The organism is Frankia sp. BMG5.60 (assembly GCF_059428125.1).
In genome coordinates this window covers 1,943,339-1,965,084 of sequence record NZ_CM182091.1, presented here as the reverse complement: position 1 = coordinate 1,965,084, position 21,746 = coordinate 1,943,339, and the positions used below count along the sequence as shown (strand labels likewise).

The 21,746-nt window shown below is 68.3% G+C and carries 19 protein-coding genes and 1 pseudogene; 13 read left to right on the top strand and 7 right to left on the bottom strand.

Features of this window, described 5'->3' with window-relative positions; all coding sequences use genetic code 11:
* Positions 1-50 precede the first annotated feature (50 nt).
* The 5 genes from AC5R91_RS07850 to AC5R91_RS07830 all read left to right on the top strand — a co-directional run bounded on the left by AC5R91_RS07850 (position 51) and on the right by AC5R91_RS07830 (position 4,567).
* Positions 51-311: a hypothetical protein gene (locus tag AC5R91_RS07850; protein WP_495396480.1), complete on the top strand. Its 261-nt coding sequence runs from the start codon at positions 51-53 to the stop codon at positions 309-311.
* 24 nt (positions 312-335) lie between these two features.
* Entirely contained in the window at positions 336-1,097 is a 762-nt protein-coding gene (locus tag AC5R91_RS07845) for an SDR family NAD(P)-dependent oxidoreductase (protein WP_495396479.1), read from the top strand.
* 139 nt (positions 1,098-1,236) lie between these two features.
* Positions 1,237-2,802 carry an acyl--CoA ligase family protein gene (locus tag AC5R91_RS07840; RefSeq protein WP_495396478.1) on the top strand — a complete coding sequence of 522 codons (1,566 nt, stop codon included), beginning with the start codon at positions 1,237-1,239 and terminating at the stop codon, positions 2,800-2,802.
* Between the two features lie 206 nt (positions 2,803-3,008).
* Positions 3,009-3,659: a TetR/AcrR family transcriptional regulator gene (locus tag AC5R91_RS07835; protein ID WP_495396477.1), complete on the top strand. Its 651-nt coding sequence runs from the start codon at positions 3,009-3,011 to the stop codon at positions 3,657-3,659.
* Positions 3,660-3,715: 56 nt separating this feature from the next.
* The gene (locus AC5R91_RS07830) at positions 3,716-4,567 is read left to right on the top strand and encodes an acyl-CoA dehydrogenase family protein (RefSeq protein WP_495396476.1); all 852 of its coding nucleotides are present in this window, start codon (positions 3,716-3,718) and stop codon (positions 4,565-4,567) included.
* Positions 4,568-4,576: 9 nt separating this feature from the next.
* Here the strand turns inward: AC5R91_RS07830 and AC5R91_RS07825 are convergent, their stop codons facing one another.
* The 4 genes from AC5R91_RS07825 to AC5R91_RS07810 all read right to left on the bottom strand — a co-directional run bounded on the left by AC5R91_RS07825 (position 4,577) and on the right by AC5R91_RS07810 (position 9,267).
* On the bottom strand, positions 4,577-5,644 hold the full coding sequence (locus AC5R91_RS07825; protein WP_495396475.1) for an integrase core domain-containing protein: 1,068 nt from the start codon (positions 5,642-5,644) through the stop codon (positions 4,577-4,579).
* 491 nt (positions 5,645-6,135) lie between these two features.
* Positions 6,136-7,281, bottom strand: a complete 1,146-nt coding sequence (locus AC5R91_RS07820) for a glutathione-independent formaldehyde dehydrogenase (protein ID WP_495396474.1) — start codon at positions 7,279-7,281, stop codon at positions 6,136-6,138.
* 39 nt (positions 7,282-7,320) lie between these two features.
* Positions 7,321-8,766: an NAD(P)/FAD-dependent oxidoreductase gene (locus AC5R91_RS07815; RefSeq protein ID WP_495396473.1), complete on the bottom strand. Its 1,446-nt coding sequence runs from the start codon at positions 8,764-8,766 to the stop codon at positions 7,321-7,323.
* Positions 8,767-8,781: 15 nt separating this feature from the next.
* Complete coding sequence (locus AC5R91_RS07810; RefSeq protein WP_495396472.1) at positions 8,782-9,267, bottom strand: CBS domain-containing protein; 486 nt, start codon at positions 9,265-9,267, stop codon at positions 8,782-8,784.
* A 226-nt stretch (positions 9,268-9,493) separates the two neighbouring features.
* Between AC5R91_RS07810 and ctaD the strand changes: the two genes are divergently transcribed.
* The 4 genes from ctaD to qcrB all read left to right on the top strand — a co-directional run bounded on the left by ctaD (position 9,494) and on the right by qcrB (position 14,340).
* Positions 9,494-11,311 carry an aa3-type cytochrome oxidase subunit I gene (gene ctaD / locus AC5R91_RS07805; RefSeq protein WP_495396471.1) on the top strand — a complete coding sequence of 606 codons (1,818 nt, stop codon included), beginning with the start codon at positions 9,494-9,496 and terminating at the stop codon, positions 11,309-11,311.
* Positions 11,308-11,748, top strand: coding sequence for an aa3-type cytochrome oxidase subunit IV (gene ctaF, locus AC5R91_RS07800; RefSeq protein ID WP_495396470.1), 441 nt, complete (start codon positions 11,308-11,310; stop codon positions 11,746-11,748). The genes ctaD and ctaF overlap by 4 nt, the downstream gene beginning before the upstream one ends.
* Positions 11,749-11,866: 118 nt before the next feature.
* Complete coding sequence (locus tag AC5R91_RS07795) at positions 11,867-12,718, top strand: ubiquinol-cytochrome c reductase iron-sulfur subunit (protein WP_495396469.1); 852 nt, start codon at positions 11,867-11,869, stop codon at positions 12,716-12,718.
* Complete coding sequence (gene qcrB, locus AC5R91_RS07790) at positions 12,715-14,340, top strand: cytochrome bc1 complex cytochrome b subunit (protein ID WP_495396468.1); 1,626 nt, start codon at positions 12,715-12,717, stop codon at positions 14,338-14,340. Before AC5R91_RS07795 ends, qcrB begins: the two co-directional genes overlap by 4 nt.
* Before the next feature lie 344 nt (positions 14,341-14,684).
* On the opposite strand, the gene AC5R91_RS07785 is transcribed toward qcrB, so the two are convergent.
* A complete protein-coding gene (locus tag AC5R91_RS07785; RefSeq protein ID WP_495396467.1) occupies positions 14,685-14,888 on the bottom strand; it encodes a hypothetical protein in 204 nt (67 codons plus the stop codon).
* Positions 14,889-15,348: 460 nt separating this feature from the next.
* On the opposite strand from AC5R91_RS07785, the pseudogene AC5R91_RS07780 reads away from it, so the two are divergent.
* Positions 15,349-15,993 (top strand): annotated as a pseudogene (locus tag AC5R91_RS07780) (TIGR03557 family F420-dependent LLM class oxidoreductase); the annotation flags it as partial.
* Between the two features lie 66 nt (positions 15,994-16,059).
* Here the strand turns inward: AC5R91_RS07780 and AC5R91_RS07775 are convergent.
* Both AC5R91_RS07775 and ltrA read right to left on the bottom strand, forming a co-directional pair.
* Positions 16,060-16,896 (bottom strand): IS5 family transposase, encoded by an 837-nt coding sequence (locus tag AC5R91_RS07775; protein ID WP_495392242.1) that lies wholly within the window; start codon positions 16,894-16,896, stop codon positions 16,060-16,062.
* A gap of 103 nt (positions 16,897-16,999) precedes the next feature.
* A complete protein-coding gene (gene ltrA / locus AC5R91_RS07770) occupies positions 17,000-18,823 on the bottom strand; it encodes a group II intron reverse transcriptase/maturase (RefSeq protein ID WP_495395355.1) in 1,824 nt (607 codons plus the stop codon).
* Between the two features lie 874 nt (positions 18,824-19,697).
* Between ltrA and AC5R91_RS07765 the strand changes: the two genes are divergently transcribed.
* The 3 genes from AC5R91_RS07765 (at position 19,698) to AC5R91_RS07755 (ending at position 21,699) form a co-directional block, all read left to right on the top strand.
* A complete protein-coding gene (locus AC5R91_RS07765; RefSeq protein WP_495396466.1) occupies positions 19,698-19,865 on the top strand; it encodes a hypothetical protein in 168 nt (55 codons plus the stop codon).
* A gap of 517 nt (positions 19,866-20,382) precedes the next feature.
* Positions 20,383-20,526, top strand: coding sequence for a hypothetical protein (locus AC5R91_RS07760; RefSeq protein ID WP_495396465.1), 144 nt, complete (start codon positions 20,383-20,385; stop codon positions 20,524-20,526).
* A gap of 135 nt (positions 20,527-20,661) precedes the next feature.
* Positions 20,662-21,699 (top strand): DNA topoisomerase IB, encoded by a 1,038-nt coding sequence (locus AC5R91_RS07755; protein WP_495396464.1) that lies wholly within the window; start codon positions 20,662-20,664, stop codon positions 21,697-21,699.
* Positions 21,700-21,746 lie beyond the last annotated feature (47 nt).

The window sequence follows — 21,746 nt, the reverse complement described above, 5'->3', positions numbered from 1 at the left end:
CAGTGTCCCGGTCCGCCGTCGGTGGACCGGGGCTGAGCGTCCCTGATCGCATGGACTCCGGCCAGCTGTTCCAGTCGCTGTGGGCCGCGGGAGTCGAGCTGCATCATCCGGTGACCCTGGTCGAGGACCGGTGGGAGGACCTGTTCGACCTCGACCGGGGTCAGGCCCGCCGAGTTCGGGCCGAACTCGCGAGAGAACTCGAGCGCACAAGTGTGCCGGTCGTGGGCGCGCATTTCGCGGACGGCCGCTTCGGGCGTGTCGTACGGACGACGGCAGATCGGCGGGTTTGGCGCCTGCTCTCGCAGGCGTGACATACATCGATGAAACGGGGATGAATGTCGGTGCTTGCCAGGTTCCGGCTTGACGGGAAGGCGGCTGTCGTCACCGGAGCGTCGTCGGGGCTGGGGGTCTGTTTCGCCCGGGGTCTCGCGGAGGCCGGGGCCGATGTCGCTCTGGGCGCCCGTCGGGCTGATCGGTTGGCCGCTACGGCGGCCCTGGTCGAGCAGGAGGGCCGTCGCGCGGTGACGGTCGAAACCGACGTGACTGACCCGGAGTCCTGCGAGCGGCTGGTCGCGGCGGCCATGACCGAATTCGGCCGGGTCGACGTCCTGGTCAACAATGCCGGCGTCGGGACGGCGGTGCCGGCGTTGAAGGAAGCGCCGGAGGAGTTCCGCGGCGTCGTCGACATCAATCTGAACGGCTGCTACTGGATGGCGCAGGCATGCGCTCGCAGGATGCTTCCGGGCAGCAGCATCATCAACATCGCCAGCATCCTGGGCCTCACCACAGCGAACCTGCCCCAGGCCGCGTACGCGGCGAGCAAGGCCGGGCTGATGGGGCTGACTCGCGATCTCGCGCAACAGTGGACCCCCCGGCGCGGTATCCGGGTGAACGCGCTGGTACCGGGCTTCTTCAAGTCCGAGATGACCGACCAGTACCGCCCCGGCTACCTGGCGGCCCAGACGCCGCGCATGCTCGTCGGTCGGCTCGGGGAACCCGAGGAGCTCACGGCCGCGCTGGTCTTCCTTGCCTCCGACGCGGGCGGCTACGTCACGGGTCAGTCCCTGGTGGTCGATGGCGGCGTGACTATCAGCTGACAGCAGGTGAACTTGTAAAGGTATACCTTTTACCTCGAATCTCTGGGACGGAGACCGGCTCGGCACTCAGTGTCTGCCGACATGCTCCGTCGGTACCTGGCTGCTTCAGGCAAGAGCCCCGAAAGGACATCGAGTCGAGATGCCGAGTGGAGTGGGCATGTTGTCCTACGAGCCGCTGACCCCCCTGGCGTACCTTGACCGGGCCGCGGCCGCGCACGGCGACCGGGTGGCGGTGATCGACGGGGAGCGGCGCTGGACCTACACCGAGATGCGCGACCGGTGTCGCCGGCTGGCCGGCGGGCTGGCGCGGGTGGCAGGGGGGCGCCCGGTGGCTGTGCTGGCGCCGAACACCCACGTGCCGCTGGAAGCCAGCTTCGGCGTGCCCTGGGCGGGCGTACCCCTGGTGGCGATGAACATCCGGCTCTCCGCGCGGGAGGTCGCCCACATCCTCGGCCACAGCGAGGCGGCCGTGCTGATCAACGATCCGAGTCTGGATGGGCTGGTCGACGAGGCGCTGTCCCAGCTGGCGACCCCGCCGTTGCGGATCCGGGCCGGCGACGAGTACGAGGAGCTCGTCGCGGCCGGCGCACCGACGGCGATCACACCGGCGGACGAACGGTCCCTGTTGTCGATCAACTACACGTCGGGCACGACCGGGCGGCCGAAGGGGGTCATGTACCACCACCGGGGCGCCTACCTGCAGGCGTTGGCCATGGTGGGGCACACCGGTCTCTCGCCGTCCGCAGTGCACCTGTGGACGCTTCCGATCTTCCACTGCAACGGCTGGTGCTTCCCATGGGCGGTCACCGCGGCTGGCGGCACCCATGTCTGCCTGCCCAAGGTCGACCCGTCCGAGGTCTGGCGGCTGCTGCGGGCTGAGGCAGTGACGCACCTGGAAGGCGCCCCCACGGTGCTCTCCATGCTCGCCCATGCCTCCGAGGCGGCGCCGCTGGACCGGACCGTGCGGGTCGCGACCGGCGGTGCGCCGCCGTCCCCGGCGATCCTGCGTCGGATGGGTGAGCTCGGCTTTGCGGTCACCCACCTGTACGGGCTGACAGAGACGTTCGGCCCGGCGATGATCTGCGACTGGCGCCCCGAATGGGACACCCTCCCAGGGCAGGCGCGTGCCCGGCTCCAGGCACGGCAGGGCGTCGGCAACATGATCTCCTGTGCGGTCCGGGTGGTGGACGGCTCCGGCGCCGAGGTGCCGGCGGACGGGCTGGCCGTTGGTGAGATCGCGCTACGTGGCAACAATGTCATGCTCGGCTACTTCAAGGACCCGCAGGCGACCGCCGAGGCGGCCCCGGACGGCTGGTTCCGTACCGGTGATCTGGGAGTCCGGCACCCGGACGGCTACGTCGAACTGCAGGACCGTAGCAAGGATGTGATCATCTCCGGCGGGGAGAACATCGCGTCGGTGGAGGTCGAGCAGGTCATCGCCGAACATCCCGCCGTGCTCGAGGTCGCGGTGATCGCGGTGCCGGACGGGCGGTGGGGCGAGGTTCCGGCCGCCTACGTCACGCTGCGCGAGGGAGAGGCGGTGACCGAGGCCGAGATCGTGGAACATGTCCGGGCGCGTCTGGCCCGTTTCAAGGCTCCCCGGAGCGTTACCTTCGGCGAGCTTCCGAAGACCGGCACCGGAAAGATCCAGAAATTCGTCCTGCGCGATCGGGCCTGGTCCGACGCGCCGTCGCCGCTTCGCTGAACAGGGCTGTCACCTTCTGATTCTCGATCTTTCATCTGTGTGCTGGTGAGCCGGACGTGCCGCCGACGAACCGGCGTCCGGACGTTGTCCTGGACCGCGCCACCGCTGGTGGCTGATCCTGTCCGATCAAGGAACCGGACGACGTAACAGTCCCTCGGCGGGCCGACAAGCTGTGATGGCCGGGGACCGCCGCTACTGTTGCGTAGATGGTGGTCTCATCCGCAGACGGTCGGCGGTCGCAGGGAGAACGGCGGGCCGGCAGCTACGCCCTGATACTCGACGCGGCGGTGCAGGGGCTCGTCGAGGACGGGTATGCCGGCACCACCACCGTCGCCGTGCAGGTCAGGGCCGGGGTGTCGCGGGGGCGGCTGCTGCACTATTTCCCGTCCCGCGACGCGGTGCTCGTTGCCGCCGCGCAGCGGCTCGCCCACGAGCGCGTTGCGGAGATGGAACGCTGGATCGCGAGCTCGCCGCTGGGCCAGGCCCGCGGCGGGCAGCGGCTGGACCGCGCCGTCGAGCTGCTGTGGGAGACGTTCCGTCAGCCCTACTTCTGGGCTGCGATGGAACTGTGGATCGCCGCGCGGACCAACGACGAACTCCGGGAGAACCTGCTGCCGGGTGAGCGTCGGCTGGGCGCCGCCATCCAGCATGTCGTCACCACGATCTTCGGACCCGAGCACAGTGCCCATCCGGATTTCGACGACCTGTGGGAGCTGCTGTTCACCAGCATGCGGGGGGTCGCCGTCACCTATGCGATCGACCCCCGCGACCCCACGACCGACCCGCACCTGGCGCTGTGGCAGCGCACCGCCCACCGCATGCTCGGCACCGGAACCGGACCGGGGAGTAGCAAGTAAAACAGTCAGCTCTGACTGATAGTGTCCCTCGCATGCCGTCCGCGAGGAGTGCATCGATGACGAACACCGCCCCGCTGGCCAACCCGGCGGTTCCCCGCACCCAGGAGCGGATGACCCACGACGTCTGGCTGCCCGAGGAGACCGTCGCCCTGCGGGCCCAGGCCCGTGCCGCAATCGAGAAGAGGCTCGTCCGGTACGCCCGCGAGATCGGCCAGCGGGAGGAGTCCGCCGACAGCTTTCCCTGGGAGGCGTTTCGCGGCCTGGCCGACGAGGGCCTGTTCGCGGTCCCGTTCGGCGCCGACCACGGCCGCGGCCTCGCCTACCCACTGCTAGGCACCTGCACCGTCGCCGAGGAGATCGCCTACCACTCCTCGTCCATGGCAGGGGTCTACGACGGCCAGTGCATCCTCGTCCCGCAGACGCTGACCTTCGCCGACGCCGAGCTACGCGCCCGGCTGATCCCCGAACTCGTCTCCGGCCGCACCGCGTTCTCCTTCGCCACCACCGAACCCGAGACCAGCTCCGACCTCACCGCCGAGCGGATGCAGACGGTCGCCGAGCAGACCGCCGACGGGTTCGTCGTCAACGGCCGCAAACGCTGGATCACCAACAGTGTCGTGGCGGGATGGGTCTCGGTACTCGTGCGCGCCGGCGCGGGCGGCAACCGGGCGCACATGCTGCTGGTCGACCTGTCGTCGCCCGGTGTCCGGGTCGGCGCACCCGACCTGAAGATGGGCCACCGCGGACAGATCACCGCCGACATCGTCTTCACCGACGTCCACGTCCCCCGGCGCAACCTGCTCGGCGCCGCCGGCGGCGGCCTCGGGGTGGCCCTCTCAGCGCTGGTCCGTGGCCGGATCGGCATCGGCGCCGCCTGTTGGGTGCCAGAACTCGGCCACTGGTGTTGACCTGGTGTTTTAGGCGGCGCGTTCGTATTCGTTGATCAGGCCGCCGAGGATGGGTCGGCGTTTGATCCGTTCCTGGGTGAGGTTCGCGACGGGGTGGTCGGGCCGGGGTGGTTGAAGGTCACGGCCGCGGTGGGGTCGTCGTCCGTTGTAGTGGGCCGCGTACTCGGTCAGGACGGTGCGCAGGTGCCGTTCACCGAAGATCAGCATTCGGTCGGTGGCCTCGGTCCGGACTGTGCGGATGAACCGTTCGGCGTAGGCGTTCGCCCGCGGGGTCCGGGGTGGGGTCTTGACGGTGGTGATGCCGGCGTCGGCGAGGACCGTGTCGAACGACGCGGTGAACTGCCCGGCCCGGTCACGGACCAGGAACCGGAAGTCAACCGCCCGATCGCCGAGATCCATCACGAGGTTCCGGATCTGCTGGGTGGTCCAGGGCCCGTCCGGGTGGGCGGTGACCCCGAGGACGTGGACGTATCGGGTGTCGACTTCCAGGACGAAGAAGCAGTACAGACGCTGGAGCGTCACGGCGCAGTCCACGTGGAAGAAGTCGACCGCCAGCATCGTCGATGCCTGCGTGCGCAGGAACTGCCGCCATGTCATGTCGGTCTGCCGCTGGGGCGCCGGTGGGAGACCCAGGGATTGCAGGACCCGGCGGATCGTGGACGCGCCGACCCGGTGGCCGAGCTTGAGCAGCTCGCCCTGGATCCGCTGGTAGCCCCACGTCGGGTTCTCGGCCGCGAGCCGTTCGATCAGCGCGGCGATCTCCGGGCCGACCGGAGGCCGTCCTGTCCGCTGCGGGTAGGTCCATTTCTTGGTGATCAGACGATGGTGCCACCGTAGGACGGTGCCGGGGGTGACGAGCCGGTACGCTCGCAGTGCTCTGGGCAGGAGTCGGATCAGTGCGGCGAGGACCGCCCGGTCTGCCCAGTCCCACCGGGGCTTGGGCTGGGTACGGCGCAGCACCGCGACCTCGTGCCGCAGTACGAGCAGCTCGATGTCCTTCGACGCCGACGAACGGCCGAGGAGGATCAGCCACCCGCACACCCGAACGAAGATCAGGTAGAGCAGGCACACGGACATAGCTGACCATCATGCCGCCGGCCCCGCGGCGGCGCATCGCCCCAGGTCACAGGCTCAGGCCGACTTTTGGCACCCAACAGGGGGTCCAGGATGGTCGCGACGGAGGCGAGGGCGCGGCCAAGCCAGTGACCGGCGTCCCGAAACGCTGCGATGGCGTGCGGGTCCCCGCTGGCGGCTGCTCGCGCGACGTCCCGCAGCGTCCTCGGACCCGGCTCGGCCGGCGCGGTGTCGTGCCGTCCCGCTGTGGTGGTGCGCCGTGTCCGCTCGGCGGGGCGGGCGGGCTGCGGGCTGCGGAGCTCCCGGTAGCGGCGGAGGATCGCCGACGCCGACGCCAGGTGTCATGCAGATGGTCGATTCCTGACCTACCGGGCGGTGAGACCCCGTCACCCCGGCCCCTGGTCGTCCTTGACAGGGCCGGGGCCGTGTAGACGGACCTCGTGCGAGCCGGTCCGCGGGTCCTGCGGACGCCAGCGGACCGGCTCTGCCGCCGATCAGGCAGCGTTGCTGGGATGGAGCAGTACCTTGGTCCAACCGTCCTCACGCTTGTCGAACCTGTCGTAGGCCTCGACCGCCTGGTCGAGGCTGACGTCGTGGGAGACGATGACCGACGGGGCGGCCTGGTCGCGGATGATCAGATCCCGTAGGTAGCGGTTGTATTTCTTGACCGGGCATTGCCCGCTGCCGATGCTGATGCCCTTGGTGAAGGCGGTCCCGAAGTCGAACCCGTAGCGGCCTTCCTTCGCCCCTTCTGTGGCCGCCCCGGGGTCGTCGGGTTCGTAGACCCCGACGACCCCGATGGACCCGGTCGCCCGGACGACGCCGACGAGGTTGTCCAGCACCATCGCCGGGTGTTCCTGGCCAGCTGGGTCGTGGGCCTGGTAGCCAACCGCTTCGACGCCGCAGTCGACACCGAAGCCGTCGGTGGCCTCCAGGATCGCCTCGACCGGGTCGACACCGGCAATATTGATCGCGGTCGCGCCGATGCGTTCGGCCAGCGCGAGCCGGTCGGTCTGGAAGTCGACGACGAACGTCTGGGCGGCGCCGCGGATGTTCGCGCTCATCGCCGCCAGCAGTCCCACCGGACCGGCACCGAAGATCGCCACCGTCTTGCCCGGGGTCACCTTCGCGAGCTCGGTCCCGTGGTAACCGGTGGGGAAGATGTCGGACAGCAGCGTGAAGTCCGACTCCTTCTCGGTCCCGGCGGGCAGTTCGAGGAGGTTGAAGTCGGCCCACGGCACCCGCAGCAGCTCGGCCTGCCCACCCCGGTACGGGCCCATCATGGGATACCCGTACCCGGCACCCGGCTGCCCGGAGGGATTCGCGCGCAGGCAGGCGGAGGTCCAGCCGTCGGAACAGTTGCGGCACGTTCCGCAGGCCAGGTTGAACGGCACCGACACGCGGTCCCCGACCTTGATCCGGCCAACCGCGGAGCCCACCTCCTCGACAATGCCCATGTTCTCGTGCCCCAGCACCATGCCGGGGTTCATGTCGACGCGGCCCTCGTAGGGGTGCAGGTCGGAGCCGCAGATGTTGGTGGTGGTGATCCGGATGACCGCGTCCAGCGGGTCCTCGATCCTCGGGTCGTCGACCCACTCCACCGCGAGGTTGTACGGCCCCTTGTACACGACAGCTTTCATGGGATTCCTCCCTGGATGTCGAAGCGACGGATGTCGGGGTCAGCGCGAGTAGAGGCTGGTTTTCTCGATCTCGGCGATCGTGGTCCTGGGAGCGGAGAGGAAGCCGAGCTCGACGGTCTGTTCCGGCACGGTCGCGGCGAGCAGCCAGTCGGAGGCGACGTGTGCCCGGTTGGTGGCGGTGCCCAGGGCGAGCAGATGGTAGGCGCGGGTGACCACCGCCGCCGGGACACCGGAGAGGTGCAGCCCCAGCGGGTTCGCCACCGCGTCGGCGCCACCGAGGTCGACGACGAAGCCGAGGTCGCGGTGCCGATACGGCAGCGATCTGCCGCGGCCGAGGGATGCGGCGACATTGCGACCGGCCGCCGCGCCCTGGCGCACAGCGTGCTGCGCGGTCTGCCCGGCGGGCGCCCCGTCCCTGGTCACGTCGGGTACGGCCGCGGCGTCGCCGAGGGCGAACAGCCCGTCCACCCCGGGAACGCCGAAGTACTCGTCGACCACGAGCCGGCCTTTGACGGTGTCGGTGCCGACCTGTTCCATGAGTGGATTCGGGGTGACCCCGGCGCACCAGACGAGCGTGTGGGTCGGCACGACCTCGCCGTCGGTGAGGGTGGCCGAGTCCGCGGTCAGCCGGGAGATCGACGTTTCCAGCCGGAGCTCCACGCCGCGTTCACGCAGCACCTTCGTCGCGCCGTCACCAAGAACCGGGTCGAGTTCGGGCAGTACCCGTGGGGCCACGTCGAGCAGGACCCAGCGCAGATCCCGGCGTTCCAGCCGGGGAAAACGCCCGAGCGCGGCGAGGGTGAACCGTTGCATCTGCGCGGCGAGTTCGGTTCCGGTGTAGCCGGCGCCGACAACGAGGAAGGTGCACCGGGCCCGTCGTTCGGCGACATCCGGACAGATGTCCGCGTACTCGAGCTGTTCGAGGACATGATCGCGCAGGTAGACGGCCTCGGCGAGGTTCTTCATGCCGAGGCCGTGCTCGGCCAGGCCCGGTATGTCGAAGGTTCGGGTGAGTGACCCCGGGGCGAGAACGAGCCGGTCCCACCCGATCTGGGACGTCGCGCCGTCCCGGCCGGCCACGGTGACGGTCCTGCCGGTGGTGTCGACGTCGACGGCGTGTCCCGGTCGGATGAAGGTGCGCCGCAGCGCCCCCCGCACCGGGACGGCCAGGTGCCTCGGCTCGACGGCGCCGGCGCATACCTGGGGAAGCAGGGAGGTGTAGAGCAGATGATCGGTGGGGGAGACGAGTTCGAGGTCGGCGGCCTCGGCCGGCAACCGCGCCTCCAGATGGCGCAGCACCCCGAGCCCGGCGAAGCCACCGCCCACGACGACGACCCGTGGCCGCCCACCGCCACCTGGCCGCTCAGCGATGGGTCCAGGACCGGCGGACTTAGCCCCGACTGCCTCGGGACCGCCGCCTTCCCCGTGATGGCGCAGGCCCTCGATCGTACGAGCGACGCGCGCGACGACGGCAGAGTTCTTCACAGGCCAGCCCCGCAATCAGTCGTTTCCGATGGCGGCGCTGATCTGTCCGAGCGCGGAATCCTCATCGCGCTCGATCGCCAGATCGCCAAGGCTGACCACACCGACCGGCCGGCCCTTCTCCACCACGGGCAGCCGTCGCACGGCGTTCACCCGGATCAGCCGGACGGCCTGTTCGATGCTGGTATCGGGGGTGACCGCCGTCAGGTCCGCGCTGCACGCGTCGCGGACGGGCGTGCTGGCCGGATCCCGGCCTTCGGCCACCACCCGCACGGCGATGTCGCGGTCGGTGAGAATGCCGGCGAGCTGACCGTTGTCGAGCACGATGACGTCGCCCGCGTCGGCTCCCCGCATCCGACGGGCCGCTTCGACAACGGGCTGATCGGCCTCGATCGTCGCGGGCTCGCGGGTCATGATCTCAGCCACGGTACGGGCCACGATGATCCTCCTTGAACACTGCCGGGAACATGTCCGCGTCCGCCCTACCCGGACGACGTCGGGCAAACCCGATACGTCGTCCTCTTCTCGTTCAGCCAGCGTCCCCGGCCGACGACCAGCCGGGTCCGGACCTCTACCGCGATCGGCGTTTCGGTGGCGATGAGGTTGGTAAGGACGTGGTGCACTTCCCCTGCGCCCCGCGCTCCCAGTGCCGCAACGGCCGCCTCTTGATCGGCGGCTGCGGGAGATCGGAACCACGGGAAGTGCACTGTGACCGGTCTGGAGCCCTGCCATGCCGGTCGGACTGCTCAGGAGGAGCCGTGCCCCACGCGCCGCAACCCGCCCGGTCCGTCCGGTGAGTGTCCAGATCCGGTCCTCCCCACCCAGAGGTGGGGAGCGGCGGCGGGAACCGACCACGGCGCTCGATGTCCTTGGTACGACCGATCACAAGTCGATCGGCCTGCTGTATTTTGTGACCGCGTTCGGTTTTTTCCTCTTCGCCGGAGTTCTCGCGATGGTGATGCGGGCCGAGCTGGCCCGGCCCGGTTTGCAGTTCGTCTCGAACGAGCGGTACAACCAGCTCTTCACCATCCACGGGACGATCATGATGCTGCTGTTCGCTACCCCGTTGTTCTCGGCGTTCGCGAACTATCTGGTCCCCTTGCAGATCGGGGCACCCGACATCGCCTTTCCGCGACTGAACGCGCTCGGCTACTGGCTCTACCTGGTCGGCGGAATGATCGTCGTCTCCGGTTTCCTTACCCCGGGCGGGGCGGCCGATTTCGGCTGGTTCGCCTACTCGCCGCTGACGTCGGCGGAGTACTCACCGAACATCGGCGGGGACCTGTGGGCGGTGGGACTGGTGATGTCCGGCGTGAGCACCGTGCTGGCCAGCGTCAACTTCATCACGACGATCATCACGCTGCGAGCTCCGGGCATGCTGATGTTCCGCCTGCCCATCTTCACCTGGAACGTTCTCGTCACGTCGGTGCTGGCGCTCCTTGCCTTCCCGGTGCTGACCGCGGCTCTGCTGGCACTGGAGGCGGATCGGAGGTTCGGCGCCCACATCTACGACGCGAGCAACGGCGGCGCGATCCTCTGGCAGCATCTGTTCTGGTTCTTCGGGCATCCCGAGGTCTACATCGTGGCACTGCCCTTCTTCGGTATCGTCACCGAGATCCTGCCCGTCTTCAGTCGAAAACCCCTCTTCGGTTACAAGGGGCTGGTGTTCGCCACGGTGGGGATCGGTGCGCTGTCGATGAGCGTCTGGGCGCACCACATGTTCGCCACCGGTGCGGTGCTGCTGCCGTTCTTCTCGCTGCTGTCGTTCCTCATCGCGGTGCCGACCGGAGTCAAGTTCTTCAACTGGATCGGCACCATGTGGCGCGGGTCGCTGGTCCTGGACACCCCGATGCTGTTCTCGATCGGCTTCCTCGTGACGTTCCTGTTCGGTGGGCTCACCGGTGTCACCCTGGCCAGCCCGCCCATCGACTTCCATGTCACCGACAGCTATTATGTGGTGGGGCACCTGCACTACGTTCTGTTCGGGACGATTGTCTTCTCCGCTTTCGCCGGCGTCTACTTCTGGTTCCCGAAGGTGACCGGCCGATTCATGAGCGAGAAACTTGGGAAAATTCACTTCTGGACCCTGTTCGTCGGCTTCCACGTGACGTTCCTGCCGATGCACTGGCTGGGCGTGCAAGGGATGCCTCGGCGGGTCGCGGACTATCTGCCCAGCGACGGGTTCACCACCCTGAACACGATCGAGAGCGCCGGTTCCTTCCTTCTCGGGCTGTCCACCCTGCCGTTCCTGTACAACGTGTGGCGGTCCCGCAGACACGGCAGGCCGGTGGGAGGCGACGACGCCTGGGGATTTGGGAACTCGCTGGAATGGGTCACATCCTGCCCGCCGCCCAAGCACAACTTTCACCGCATTCCTCAGATTCGGTCGGAGCGGCCCGCGTTCGACCTGCACCATGCCCGTGAGGTCCCCCACGGCGCGGAAACAGCCGTCGGCGCCGACCTGGCCGGATCCACGGGGCGCGCCCTGGCCATCCGCGGGGAGACCGGCCCCGGCTCAGCCAGCGCCGCGCAGGAGGGTGCGCAGTGACGATATCCGCCCGGCTGTTCGGCGTCCTGGCCCTGTTCTTCCTGGTGATCAGCGGTATCTACCTTTTCACCGGCAACGACCCGGCGGGCGCGGCGGCACTGGTCTTCAGTCTGGTCATGAGCCTGCTGATCGCCGGCTACCTCGCGTTCACCGCCCGGCGTACCCGGCTGGCCGCGGACGAGGAAGACATCGACATGGCCGAGGGCGCCGGCGAGATCGGTTTTTTCGGCCCGTCCAGCTACTGGCCGGTGGCGATCGCGGTGAGCTTCGGGCTGCTTCTGCTCGGATTGATCGTCACTTACTGGCTGCTGTTCATCGGCGGCGTCCTGACCGCGGTCACGATTGTCGGCCTTGTGTTCCAGTACGAGCCGGCCGACGAGGGCCCGGACCGGGAAGAACAGGATCCTGGCGCGATCGGAGGTGGCAGAGGGCGATGAGCGGCGGCGGGAGGGAAACAGACCGGATGAGACGCCTACAGGCGCTGGCCGCGGATGGACGACGGAACGAGGCGGCCGGGTGAGGCGGGAGGACGACGGGCCGGACGGACCCGGTGCCGTGGCAGGGATCGCGGTCTGCCTGACGCTGTCGCTGCTGGGCGCGTTGGCGTTCGCGGTGGTGAACTTCGCCGGGGATATCGGTTCGCGCGGCTACACCATGCTGCTCGGAGTGTCCCTGGGCGTCGCCGGGGTGGCGGCCGGGGTGGGTGCGGTGCTGTGGGGCAAGCATCTCGTCCCGCAGGAGGAGGCGGTCGAGGAGCGCCATTCGCTGGATTCTCCACCAGCGGAGGAGGAGGCGACCCAGCGGACGCTGGACCGGGTGGTGACCGAGAGCGGGCTGCGCCGGGTGCCGGTGCTGCGCCGGCTTGTGCTCGCCGTGCTCGGCGGCTTCGGGGTGATCGCGGTCGTCCCGGCGTTGAACCTGGTCCGCCGAGGTCCGCATCGGGATCTGTTCACCACCCGGTGGACGAGCGGCGCCCGGCTGGTGACGCCGGAGGGCTGGCCGGTGCGCCTCGGGGACGTGTCGATCGGCGGGATCCTCACCGTGCTGCCCGAGGGCCATCTCGGCGTCGACGCGCAGGCGGACAGCGCGGCGCTGCTGGTCCGGCTGCCGCCGGGGCTGGCCACCCCACCCGCGCAGGCGGCGGGCGCATATGACAGTCACGTCGTCTTCTCCAAGATCTGCACGCACGCCGGTTGCCCGGTGAGCATGTACATGCGCCAGTCCCACCGCGTCCAGTGTCCCTGTCACCAGTCGGTGTTCGACCTGACCGAGGCGGCCCGCCCGGTTTCCGGGCCGGCGACCCGGGCGTTGCCGCAACTGCCGATCACCGTCGACGCCGACGGCTACTTCCGGGCCCGGTCGGACTTTCCCCAGCCGGTCGGCCCCGGCTTCTGGAGCCGCTCGTGACCGCCCCCACCGGTCGCGCCCCCGCGCCCGGCGCGGCACCCGGCTCGGACCGTGTCCCCCCTGCGCCCCGGTCGCGGCGAGGCCGCCCGCCGGCCGGCGCGGTCACCACGACCGGCCATCGGGCGGTCGGGTTCGTCGACCGGCGCCTGGGCAGCGCCCGGTTCCTGCGCAGCGCGATGAACAAGGTCTTCCCCGACCACTGGTCGTTCATGATCGGAGAGATCGCGCTCTACAGCTTCCTGATACTGCTGGCGAGCGGCGTCTACCTGACGTTCTTCTTCGAGCCCAGCGAGCAGCAGATCGTCTACGACGGCTCCTACGTGCCGCTGCGCGGGGTGCTGATGAGCCGGGCCTACTCCTCGACCCTCGACATCTCCTTCGACGTCCGGGCGGGCCTCGTCATCCGGCAGATCCATCACTGGGCGGCGCTGCTGTTCATTGCGGCGATCGTCGTGCACCTGTGCCGGGTCTTCTTCACCGGCGCCTTCCGTCGCCCCCGGGAGATCAACTGGCTGGTGGGCGTGGGCATGCTGATCCTCGCCCTCGCGGAGGGGTTCGCCGGCTACTCGCTGCCCGACGATCTGCTGTCCGGGACCGGGCTGCGCATCGCCTACGCGATCGCCGAGTCCATTCCGGTGGTCGGGACCTGGATCGCCTGGGGGTTCTGGGGCGGGGAGTTCCCCGGCACGCACTTCATCTCCCGGCTGTACGTGGTGCACATCCTGCTCGTTCCGGCGATCCTGCTCGCGCTGATCGGCGCCCACATGGGTATTCTGTGGCATCAGAAGCACACCCAGTTCCCCGGCCCAGGGCGAGCCGAAGGCAACGTCGTCGGCAGCCGTCTGGTCCCCGGCTACGCCGCGAAGTCCGTCGGCTTTCTGCTGATCAACGCGGGTCTGCTCGCCGCCCTGGGCGGCCTCGCGCAGATCAATCCCGTCTGGTCCTACGGGCCGTACGAACCGATGGACGTCTCCTCGCTCGCGCAGCCGGACTGGTACATCGGATTTCTCGAGGGTTCTCTGCGGCTGTTCGGCTCCTGGGAGTACCGCGGGCTCGGGCACAATGTACCGGCGGTGTTCTGGCCCGGAGTCGTCCTCCCCGGAGCCCTGTTCGTCCTGCTCGCGGCGTACCCGTTTCTGGAAGCGGCGGTGACCCGGGATCACGGGCACCATCACCTGTTGCAACGGCCCCGGGACCATCCCAACCGCACCGCGTTCGGTGTGATGGCACTGAGCTTCTACGGCGTTCTGCTGCTCGCCGGCGGCGACGACGTGTTCGTTCTCGTCCTGCACCTGTCCCTCAACGCGACCGTCTGGGCCCTGCGCACAGCCCTGCTGGTCCTGCCACCCCTCGCCTTCTTCGCCACCCGCCGGCTGTGCCGCGCCGCAGCCGCCCGGGAACGCAGGCAGGCACATGGCCCCGAGCAGAGCGGCCGGATCCGACGGGAACCCACCGGGCGCTACACGGAGGTCCTGCGACCCAGAGCGCCCGGTCCGGCGCCCGTCCTCGTCTCCGCCGAACGCATACCGCCCGCTGTCGAAGGCGCCACCAGCCGCCGCGACCGCCTGAAGGCCCACCTTCGCCGCGCAGTAGTCGACTTCTTCACCCGTCCCCGCAGCTAGCGGGAGCCCCTTCACGAGCCATGGACGTGTCGCCGGCCGAACGCGGGGATGAGGCCGGGTTCGAGGCAAAGCGCGGCGGAGATCGTTTCGTGCCTCTGCACGGGCACGATCGGCGTGCGCGGGATCGTTTACCCACACAGTGTGTGTTCACACCTCTGCACCGGAAGAGCAACAGACCTGATACCACTACTCGCCCGGACTTCCCCGGCCGGGCTCGGCACATCTTCACCTGGCGCGGTGTCAGTCTCGTCCCCGACCACGGAGGACGGCCCGGCTCCCAGGATGAGACGAGCCGGGAGCGCGAGCCCGCGACGGATATGGAAGCCGTCGAAGTTCTGACCAGGTCAGGAGGAGTCCGAGACGACGTCCACGGTCATCTCGGTCTTCCGGCGGCGACGACCCGTACCCGAATCCACGTTGCGTCGAACATGGCCTTGTGCGGCGCTGTCCCGATCCCGAATTATCTGATCTTTGATCAGGCCGAGGGTACGGGTACGTTCATCGCCGGTCATCCCGTGCATCAATGCATCGATTATCTCGTCGCTCACGATCTTCCCCACTGGCAGGAGTGAACAAAGGAGGACCAGAAGACTCCTCGGCGGCTACTCAGAGCTGATCCGAATGTCGATGAGCCGCCGATCCTGGCTGGCGAACAGCGACACGAAAGGCCAGAAGACGAGTGTAAGGTAGCAATCTGCATCGGTCTCCGCACAGAGCGACAATTAGTCGAACGGCATGGCGACGGCTGTTTGCTCAACCCACCTGGTAGTCGGAAACGTTACCGATCGGAATGCGGCCAGTCAACGGGTTCGCTCCGGATCCACCCAGGATCGTCTGGTCTGCCCGCCATCCGATCGGCCCCGAGATCCGCTCCGATGCCCAGACCTGACCGGCACCCACCGCTTGGCAGCGGGGTTGTACATGGAAGCCTGCCCTGCCCTGGGACTCGGCTGCCATCGGCGCGCTCAGGGCGTCGGCTGACCGCGGTTGGGAACGCGGTGACGAGGCATGGCCAGGCCAGTTCGCGAAGGAGAATCCAGCGCACCGGGGAGGACGTCCTTGTCTACTGTCGGCTATGCCCTGTCCAGTGAGGAGCATCCGGCCCGTGCCCTCGTCGCCCAGACGGTCGCCGCCGAGCGGGCCGGCTTCGACGCCCTGTGGATCTCGGATCACTACCATCCCTGGAACGACGAACAGGGCCAGTCACCGTTCGTCTGGGCGGTGATCGGGGCGATCGCCCAGGCGACCGAACGGCTACCGCTCACCACCGGGGTGACCTGCCCGACCGTCCGCCTCCACCCGGCGGTCATCGCGCAGGCCGCGGCCACCGCGGCGACGATGATGATGCCGGGCCGCTTCGCCCTCGGTGTGGGCTCCGGTGAGGCGCTCAACGAACACATCCTCGGCGACCGGTGGCCGGCCGCCGCGGTCCGGTTGGAGATGCTCGAAGAAGCGGTCGAGGTCATCCGGACCTTGTGAAACGGCGAGGTCGTCACCCACCAGGGCCGGCACTACACCGTCGACCGGGCCCGGGTGTATTCCCGGCCGGACACGCCACCCCCGGTTCTGGTCTCCGGGTTCGGACCGGCGGCGACCCGGCTGGCCGGCCGGATCGGCGACGGCTACTGCGCGACCATGCCCGACCCGGACCTGTCGGGTAGGACCGCCCGCATTGCTGCGGGCGGTCCCCCCTCAGAGCCTGTCCTGAATCTTGATGGGTTATCGGTCGGTCGTCGGTCTGGGTGTCCAGCGTTGGACCAGGGTGCCGCGGGCGAGGCGGCGTGCCATGGTGCGGATCATCGCCCAGTGGATGAAGGTGGCGGAGCTTGCAGGGTCGCGTTCGTAGTCGCGGGCGAGGCGGCGGTGGGCGGTGATCCAGGCGAGGGTGCGTTCCACGACCCAGCGTCGTGGGAGAGCCTGGAAGCCTTTCTGGCCGTCTTTCTTCCGGACGATCTCAACCGTGGTCTTCACGAAGCGGGCGGCCCAGTCGACGAACTTTCCGGCGAAGCCGCCGTCGGCGAACAGGTGCCGGCAGCTGGGGGTGGCGAAGTAGTGATCGATGAGCAGCTGGCGGGCGCCGTCCCGGTCTTGCCGGCTGGCCGGGACGATCAGCACCCCCAGCAGCAGGCCGAGGGTGTCGACGACGATGAACCGCTTGCGGCCGTTGATCTTCTTCCCCGCGTCGTAGCCGCGAGAGGCGGCGGTAACGACCTGGGAGCCTTTGACCGACTGGGAGTCGATCACACCGGCGGTCGGCTCGGCCGCTCTGTGCTCGGTCTGGCGGACCGTGTCGCGTAACCCGTCGTGGACACTGATCGTCACCCCTTTCTTCTTCCACCGGTCGAAGAAGCCGTAGACCGTCTTCCACGGTGGGAAATCCACCGGCAGCGCCCGCCACACGATGCCGTTGTGGGTCACGTAGAGGATCGCGTCCACGATGTCGCGCCGGTCGTGGCTCTCGGGCCGGCCGTCCTTCGGGACCGGGGGCAGCAACGGCTCGACGTAGGCCCACTCCGCGTCGGACATATCGGAGGGATAGCGGCGAGATCGACCCATGCCCCGACCGTGGCCAGCCCGACCCGTCCGATCACGCCACCACACCGCGAAGATCAGAAACAGATCACGCGCAGGCCACACAACCAAGATCTAAGACAGGCTCTCAGAACCGGCCATGCGAGATTTCCCCGCAACTCGGCTCAAGCAAGCCCGATGGCTCGCGGTCGCGCAGAGGTGCTGGGCCTCCACCGCTGGGCCGGAGCCTGCGGCGACAGGAGGCGTGTAGTAGGCAGGGTGTGGAAAGAAATTCCGACATTCCGCGCCCATTTCTGATGACGATAGTGCGTTCGCGGGTCACCGTGCGGGTTTCCGTGAGCCATTGTTCCCACTTGAGCGGGCTTTGTGGCTCCTGGCCGGCGCCCATCAGCCTGCCACCACATAGTCCACAGCGGCCGCTCTGTGCCTGAAACAGGCGCAGAGCGGCCGGACTCAGTGGCGGTGTACTGCGGCGTCGCCGTGCGGCCCAGAATTCGGCCAACGCCGGGTCGTCGACCGACGCGGCGACTGGCACTATTCTGTGTCGGACGATGCGCGTCCAGGCGAACTTGAGCAGACGGTAGCCCTTTTCTTGATCCCCGAAAACCCATATGTCGCGCCTGGACTTGTGGAGCTGACCCCAGTAGCGGTTTACCACCCAGTGTCGCGACTTGTTCGGGTGGGACCGTCTGGCCCACTTGTAGGTCACTGTCCACATGTGGTAGTCCAACGAACTAAAGGCCCGTTTGGACACACCGATCCGGTAATAGGCCGCCCAGCCCCTGATGATGGGATTGAGCCTGTGCACCACCGCCGCGGCGTTCGCGCCACGCAGGGCCGCCACCTCGGAGGTGAGCCGTTCCCGGATTCTTCGCATCGCTGCCTTACTCGGCTTGGTCAGCAGCTTGCCGCGAAACCGACGGATATTGAAACCGAGGAAGTCACAGCCCTCGTCGAGGTGGACAATCCGCGTCTTTTCCTCGTTGAACCGTAACCCTCGGGGCGCCAGCCACGCGGCCAGCCGCGCCTTGACCTGTTCGGCCTGGTCCCGCGAGTGACACAGGGCGACCAGGTCGTCGGCATACCTGACCAGGGCCGGGGAACCCGGCTTCACATCCCCGGCATTCACACCGTTGACGTGATACCGGACTCCAGCAGCTTCTTCCATACCATGCAAAGCGATGTTCAGCAGCAAGGGGCTGATCACACCGCCCTGGGGAGTTCCCTCCTCGGTGCGGATGAACTGACCCGCGTCAACCACTCCTGCCTTCAGCCAAGCCGCTATCATCCCCCGACCTGGGAATGTACCGAGCATCGCCAGCAGATGATCGTGGTCTATCCGGTCGAAAGCCGCTTCCAGGTCGGCGTCGAGCACCCACAGGCGTTTGGCGTTTTGGCCATTCGCCGTCCTGTGGATGGACACGATCGCGTCATGGCAGCCGCGGCCGGGCCGGAATCCGTAGGACCTCGGCTCGAACCGCGCCTCCCACTCGGGCTCCAGCGCGTTGAGGGCCAGCGCCTGTAGGCACCGGTCCGCTATCACCGGAATACCGAGTGGTCGCCGCCTTCCATCAGACTTCGGAATATACACCCGTCGGACCGGCCTGGGATTCCATGGTCTTGCCTCGCGTAACACCCATTCGGCCAGTTCTTCTCTGGCTCGCGAGCTCAGCGCGACCTTCCCATCGACCCCCGCCGTCCGACGGCCAGCATTCGTCTCCGTCACCCGGCGCACGCTGGCCAGCGCGTTCGCCCGAGAACGGAGCATCAACCTCTGCAGATTGCGGACCTTCTTGAGATCTCCCGCCCGCGTTGCCGTGAAGATACGCTGCCTCAGCCGCCGTACGTCGTCCTCGACCTGCCGCCAATCGATCGTCGGCCAGTCGACGCCCACGCCTTCCGCTCGGTTCACCGTCGCGGCACCAGCCAACACGGCCTGCTGCGTCGTCACGGCGTCCAACCTGCCCTTCGGTTCCGGCATAAAGTACAGCGATTCGTCACAGGCTCACCCGATCCGCGTCAGCACCCTTTCAGGTCAGGACACAAGTCCCTATCCGGCCAGTTATACGACCCCACCGGCGGAGGTGCCGGTATACAGAGCCGGTTTCCTGCTGCCTTTCGGCCGCCGGCGTTTGCTTCTCGGATCGTCCTGCCCCCGCCGGGGAGCTGGGCCTTCCTTGCGGTCGGCTTACCGGGCGCACCATCCACCCGGACCCCGTCGGGATTGTCACGTTCCACATGAGTGAGTTACGACCGGGGTGGGCGCCCTCTATATCCCGGGGGCGGTGGTGCACTCCCGACTGACCGAGGTTCTCCAGTCGGCACCCGCCGCTTTCCAACGGCCAGCCCCTACACCCCGCTGCTACTCTCCATCGGCGGGGTTGAACATGACGAGACATCAACGAGGATTCATTCGCATTCACCCGTCCGGCCTTCCCCAGCCTGTAACTCCCGGATGGGACGGGAATCCTTGGGCCTCTTCCTCGGGCTTCGCACCCCACGATTACTCCTGACGCACGCCGAGGCGGGGACATGCCCTGTGCACTGGCACGGGTCCTACACCCTCAACATCTAGTTGATCCTCCTTGGTGAGTTCCGCTCACTTCATGCGACCTCGTGTCGCACGCTCCGGTTGTTCGACGCCTCGGGCGGACAGGGCAAGCCCAAGCACGGGACGATGAAGGTCTGCTGGGCCGAGGACGAGCAGACCGCCCGCCGCACCGCCCACCGGCTCTGGCCGAACAGCGCCCTGCCCGGCGAACTCTCCCAGGAACTGCCCACCCCGGCGCATTTCGAGCAGGCCAAGCTCCCTCGTCGACGAGGAGATGGCGGCACAGAAGGCCGTGTGCGGCCCTGACCCCGACCGTCACGCCGAGGCGATCCAGAGCTACTTCGACGCCGGCTACACCGAGGTCTACGTCACCCAGATCGGACCGGACCAGGACGGGTTCTTCACCTTCTACGAGAAGGAGATCCTGCCCCGATTCCGCTGAGGGTGAGGGGACCGCGAAGGAGCCGATCAGCAGAAAGGAGAAGCTCGTGCGGCTCGGGCTGTTCGGACCCGGAGGCAAGGTCTCCGCCACGGTCTTCCGCCCTGCCCGGAATCGTCGTCTCCGGCCCGACCCCGGCTCGCACGACACCGACAGCGCGACACTGCGGTTCCTCCTGTAAGGTCTGCTGCCGGCCTGGGCGGTCCCAGGGCTGCTTCGACTACGCCCTGCACCGCGGAACGTCGATCGAGCACACCTTCGGAACGCGGGAATCGTGGCTGCACGCCGCGATGATGGCCGACGTCGGCGCTCCAACCAGCGTCGCGCAACGCATGCTCGAGCGCATGGACGCCATGCTCTCGGAAACGGGACCGGACGGACGCCCGGTGGCCTTCGACCGGGTGGCCGGTGTGGTGGTGACCAGCAACGAGGACGGCGCCCATCACGTCATCAGCGAGATCGCCGGGGCGCTGGGCGACATCGGCTACACCATCCCGGGCAGGCATGGACCTACTGGAACATGGGCCCCGGGCCCGGTCCGTCCTACCGGGACACCGATCACGGCCATGACTGGGCGGCCAGGACCGGGCGGGCGATGGCCGCGAACCTCGCCGCGGTGGCCACCGCGCTCGCCGCCCATCCGATTCCCGCGCCACCCGACTGACGATCGGCGAAGTCCCGCCCCCACACGACCGACGGTCCAGTACGCACCTCTCTCGACGAACGGCCTGTTCTGACGGGCCACGGCCGCCAGGATTCCACCGCGGTTTACCGGCCCTTCTGGGGGAACGGCCGAAGCATGGCACGCCTGCGTCGTTCGGACCTCTCGCGGCCTGGGATCGCCCGGCGACGCCGGGGTCGTGGATGGTCGTACAGGGCTCCGGACGGATCGCTGCTGCGCGATTCCGCCACGCTCGACCGGATCGCCGCGCTCGCGATTCCGCCGGCCTGGCGTGACGTGTGGATCTCGCCCTGGCCGAACGGTCACATCCAGGCGTGCGGGACGGATGCCGCGGGCCGCCGCCAGTACCGCTATCACGACAGGTGGCGGGCCCGACGTGACGCCGAGAAGTTCGACCGGGTGCTGCGGGCCGCCGCGCATCTGCCCGCGCTGCGGGAACAGGTGGAGAAGGACCTGCGGGCCAGGTCGCTGTCCCGGCAGCAGGTACTCGCCGCCGCCGTACGGCTGCTCGACATCGGTTTCTTCCGGGTGGGAGCGGAGGAGTACGCCGAACGCAACGACTCCTACGGTCTGACGACGGTCCGCCGCGAGCATGTGCGGGTCCACGACGAGGAGATGATTTTCGACTATCCGGCGAAGAGCGGTCGCCAGCGGGTGCAGGCGATCGCCGATCCGGACGTCGTCGCGGTCGTGCGCGCGCTGCTCGACCGGCCGGACGACCATCCTGTCCTGCTCGCCTACTGCGACGACGAGGATGACTGGCGTGAGGTGACCGGTCAGGACCTCAACGACTACCTACGGGAGATCTCGGGAACCGAGATCACCGCGAAGGATTTCCGGACCTGGGCGGCGACGGTGCTCGCGGCCGTCGCGCTGGCCGTGAGCGCACCGGTGGCCGGCACGGCCTCCACTGCGGCGCGACGACGAGCGGTCAGCCGGATGTACCAGGAGGTCGCCGGTCATCTCGGTAACACTCCGGCCGTCTGCCGGGCGTCCTATGTGCATCCCCGGCTCGTCGACCTCTATTACGACGGGCGTACCATCGCCCGCGTCCTGGACCGACTCGGCGCGGACACCGATGTCGGCCGGCTCGCGACCCAGGGGGCGGTCGAGGCCGCGGTCCTTGACCTGCTCGACGGGTCAAACCGGTCCTAGGTCCTCCGCCGGGGCACCGGTGACGCGGCCGATCTCGTTTACCTGCC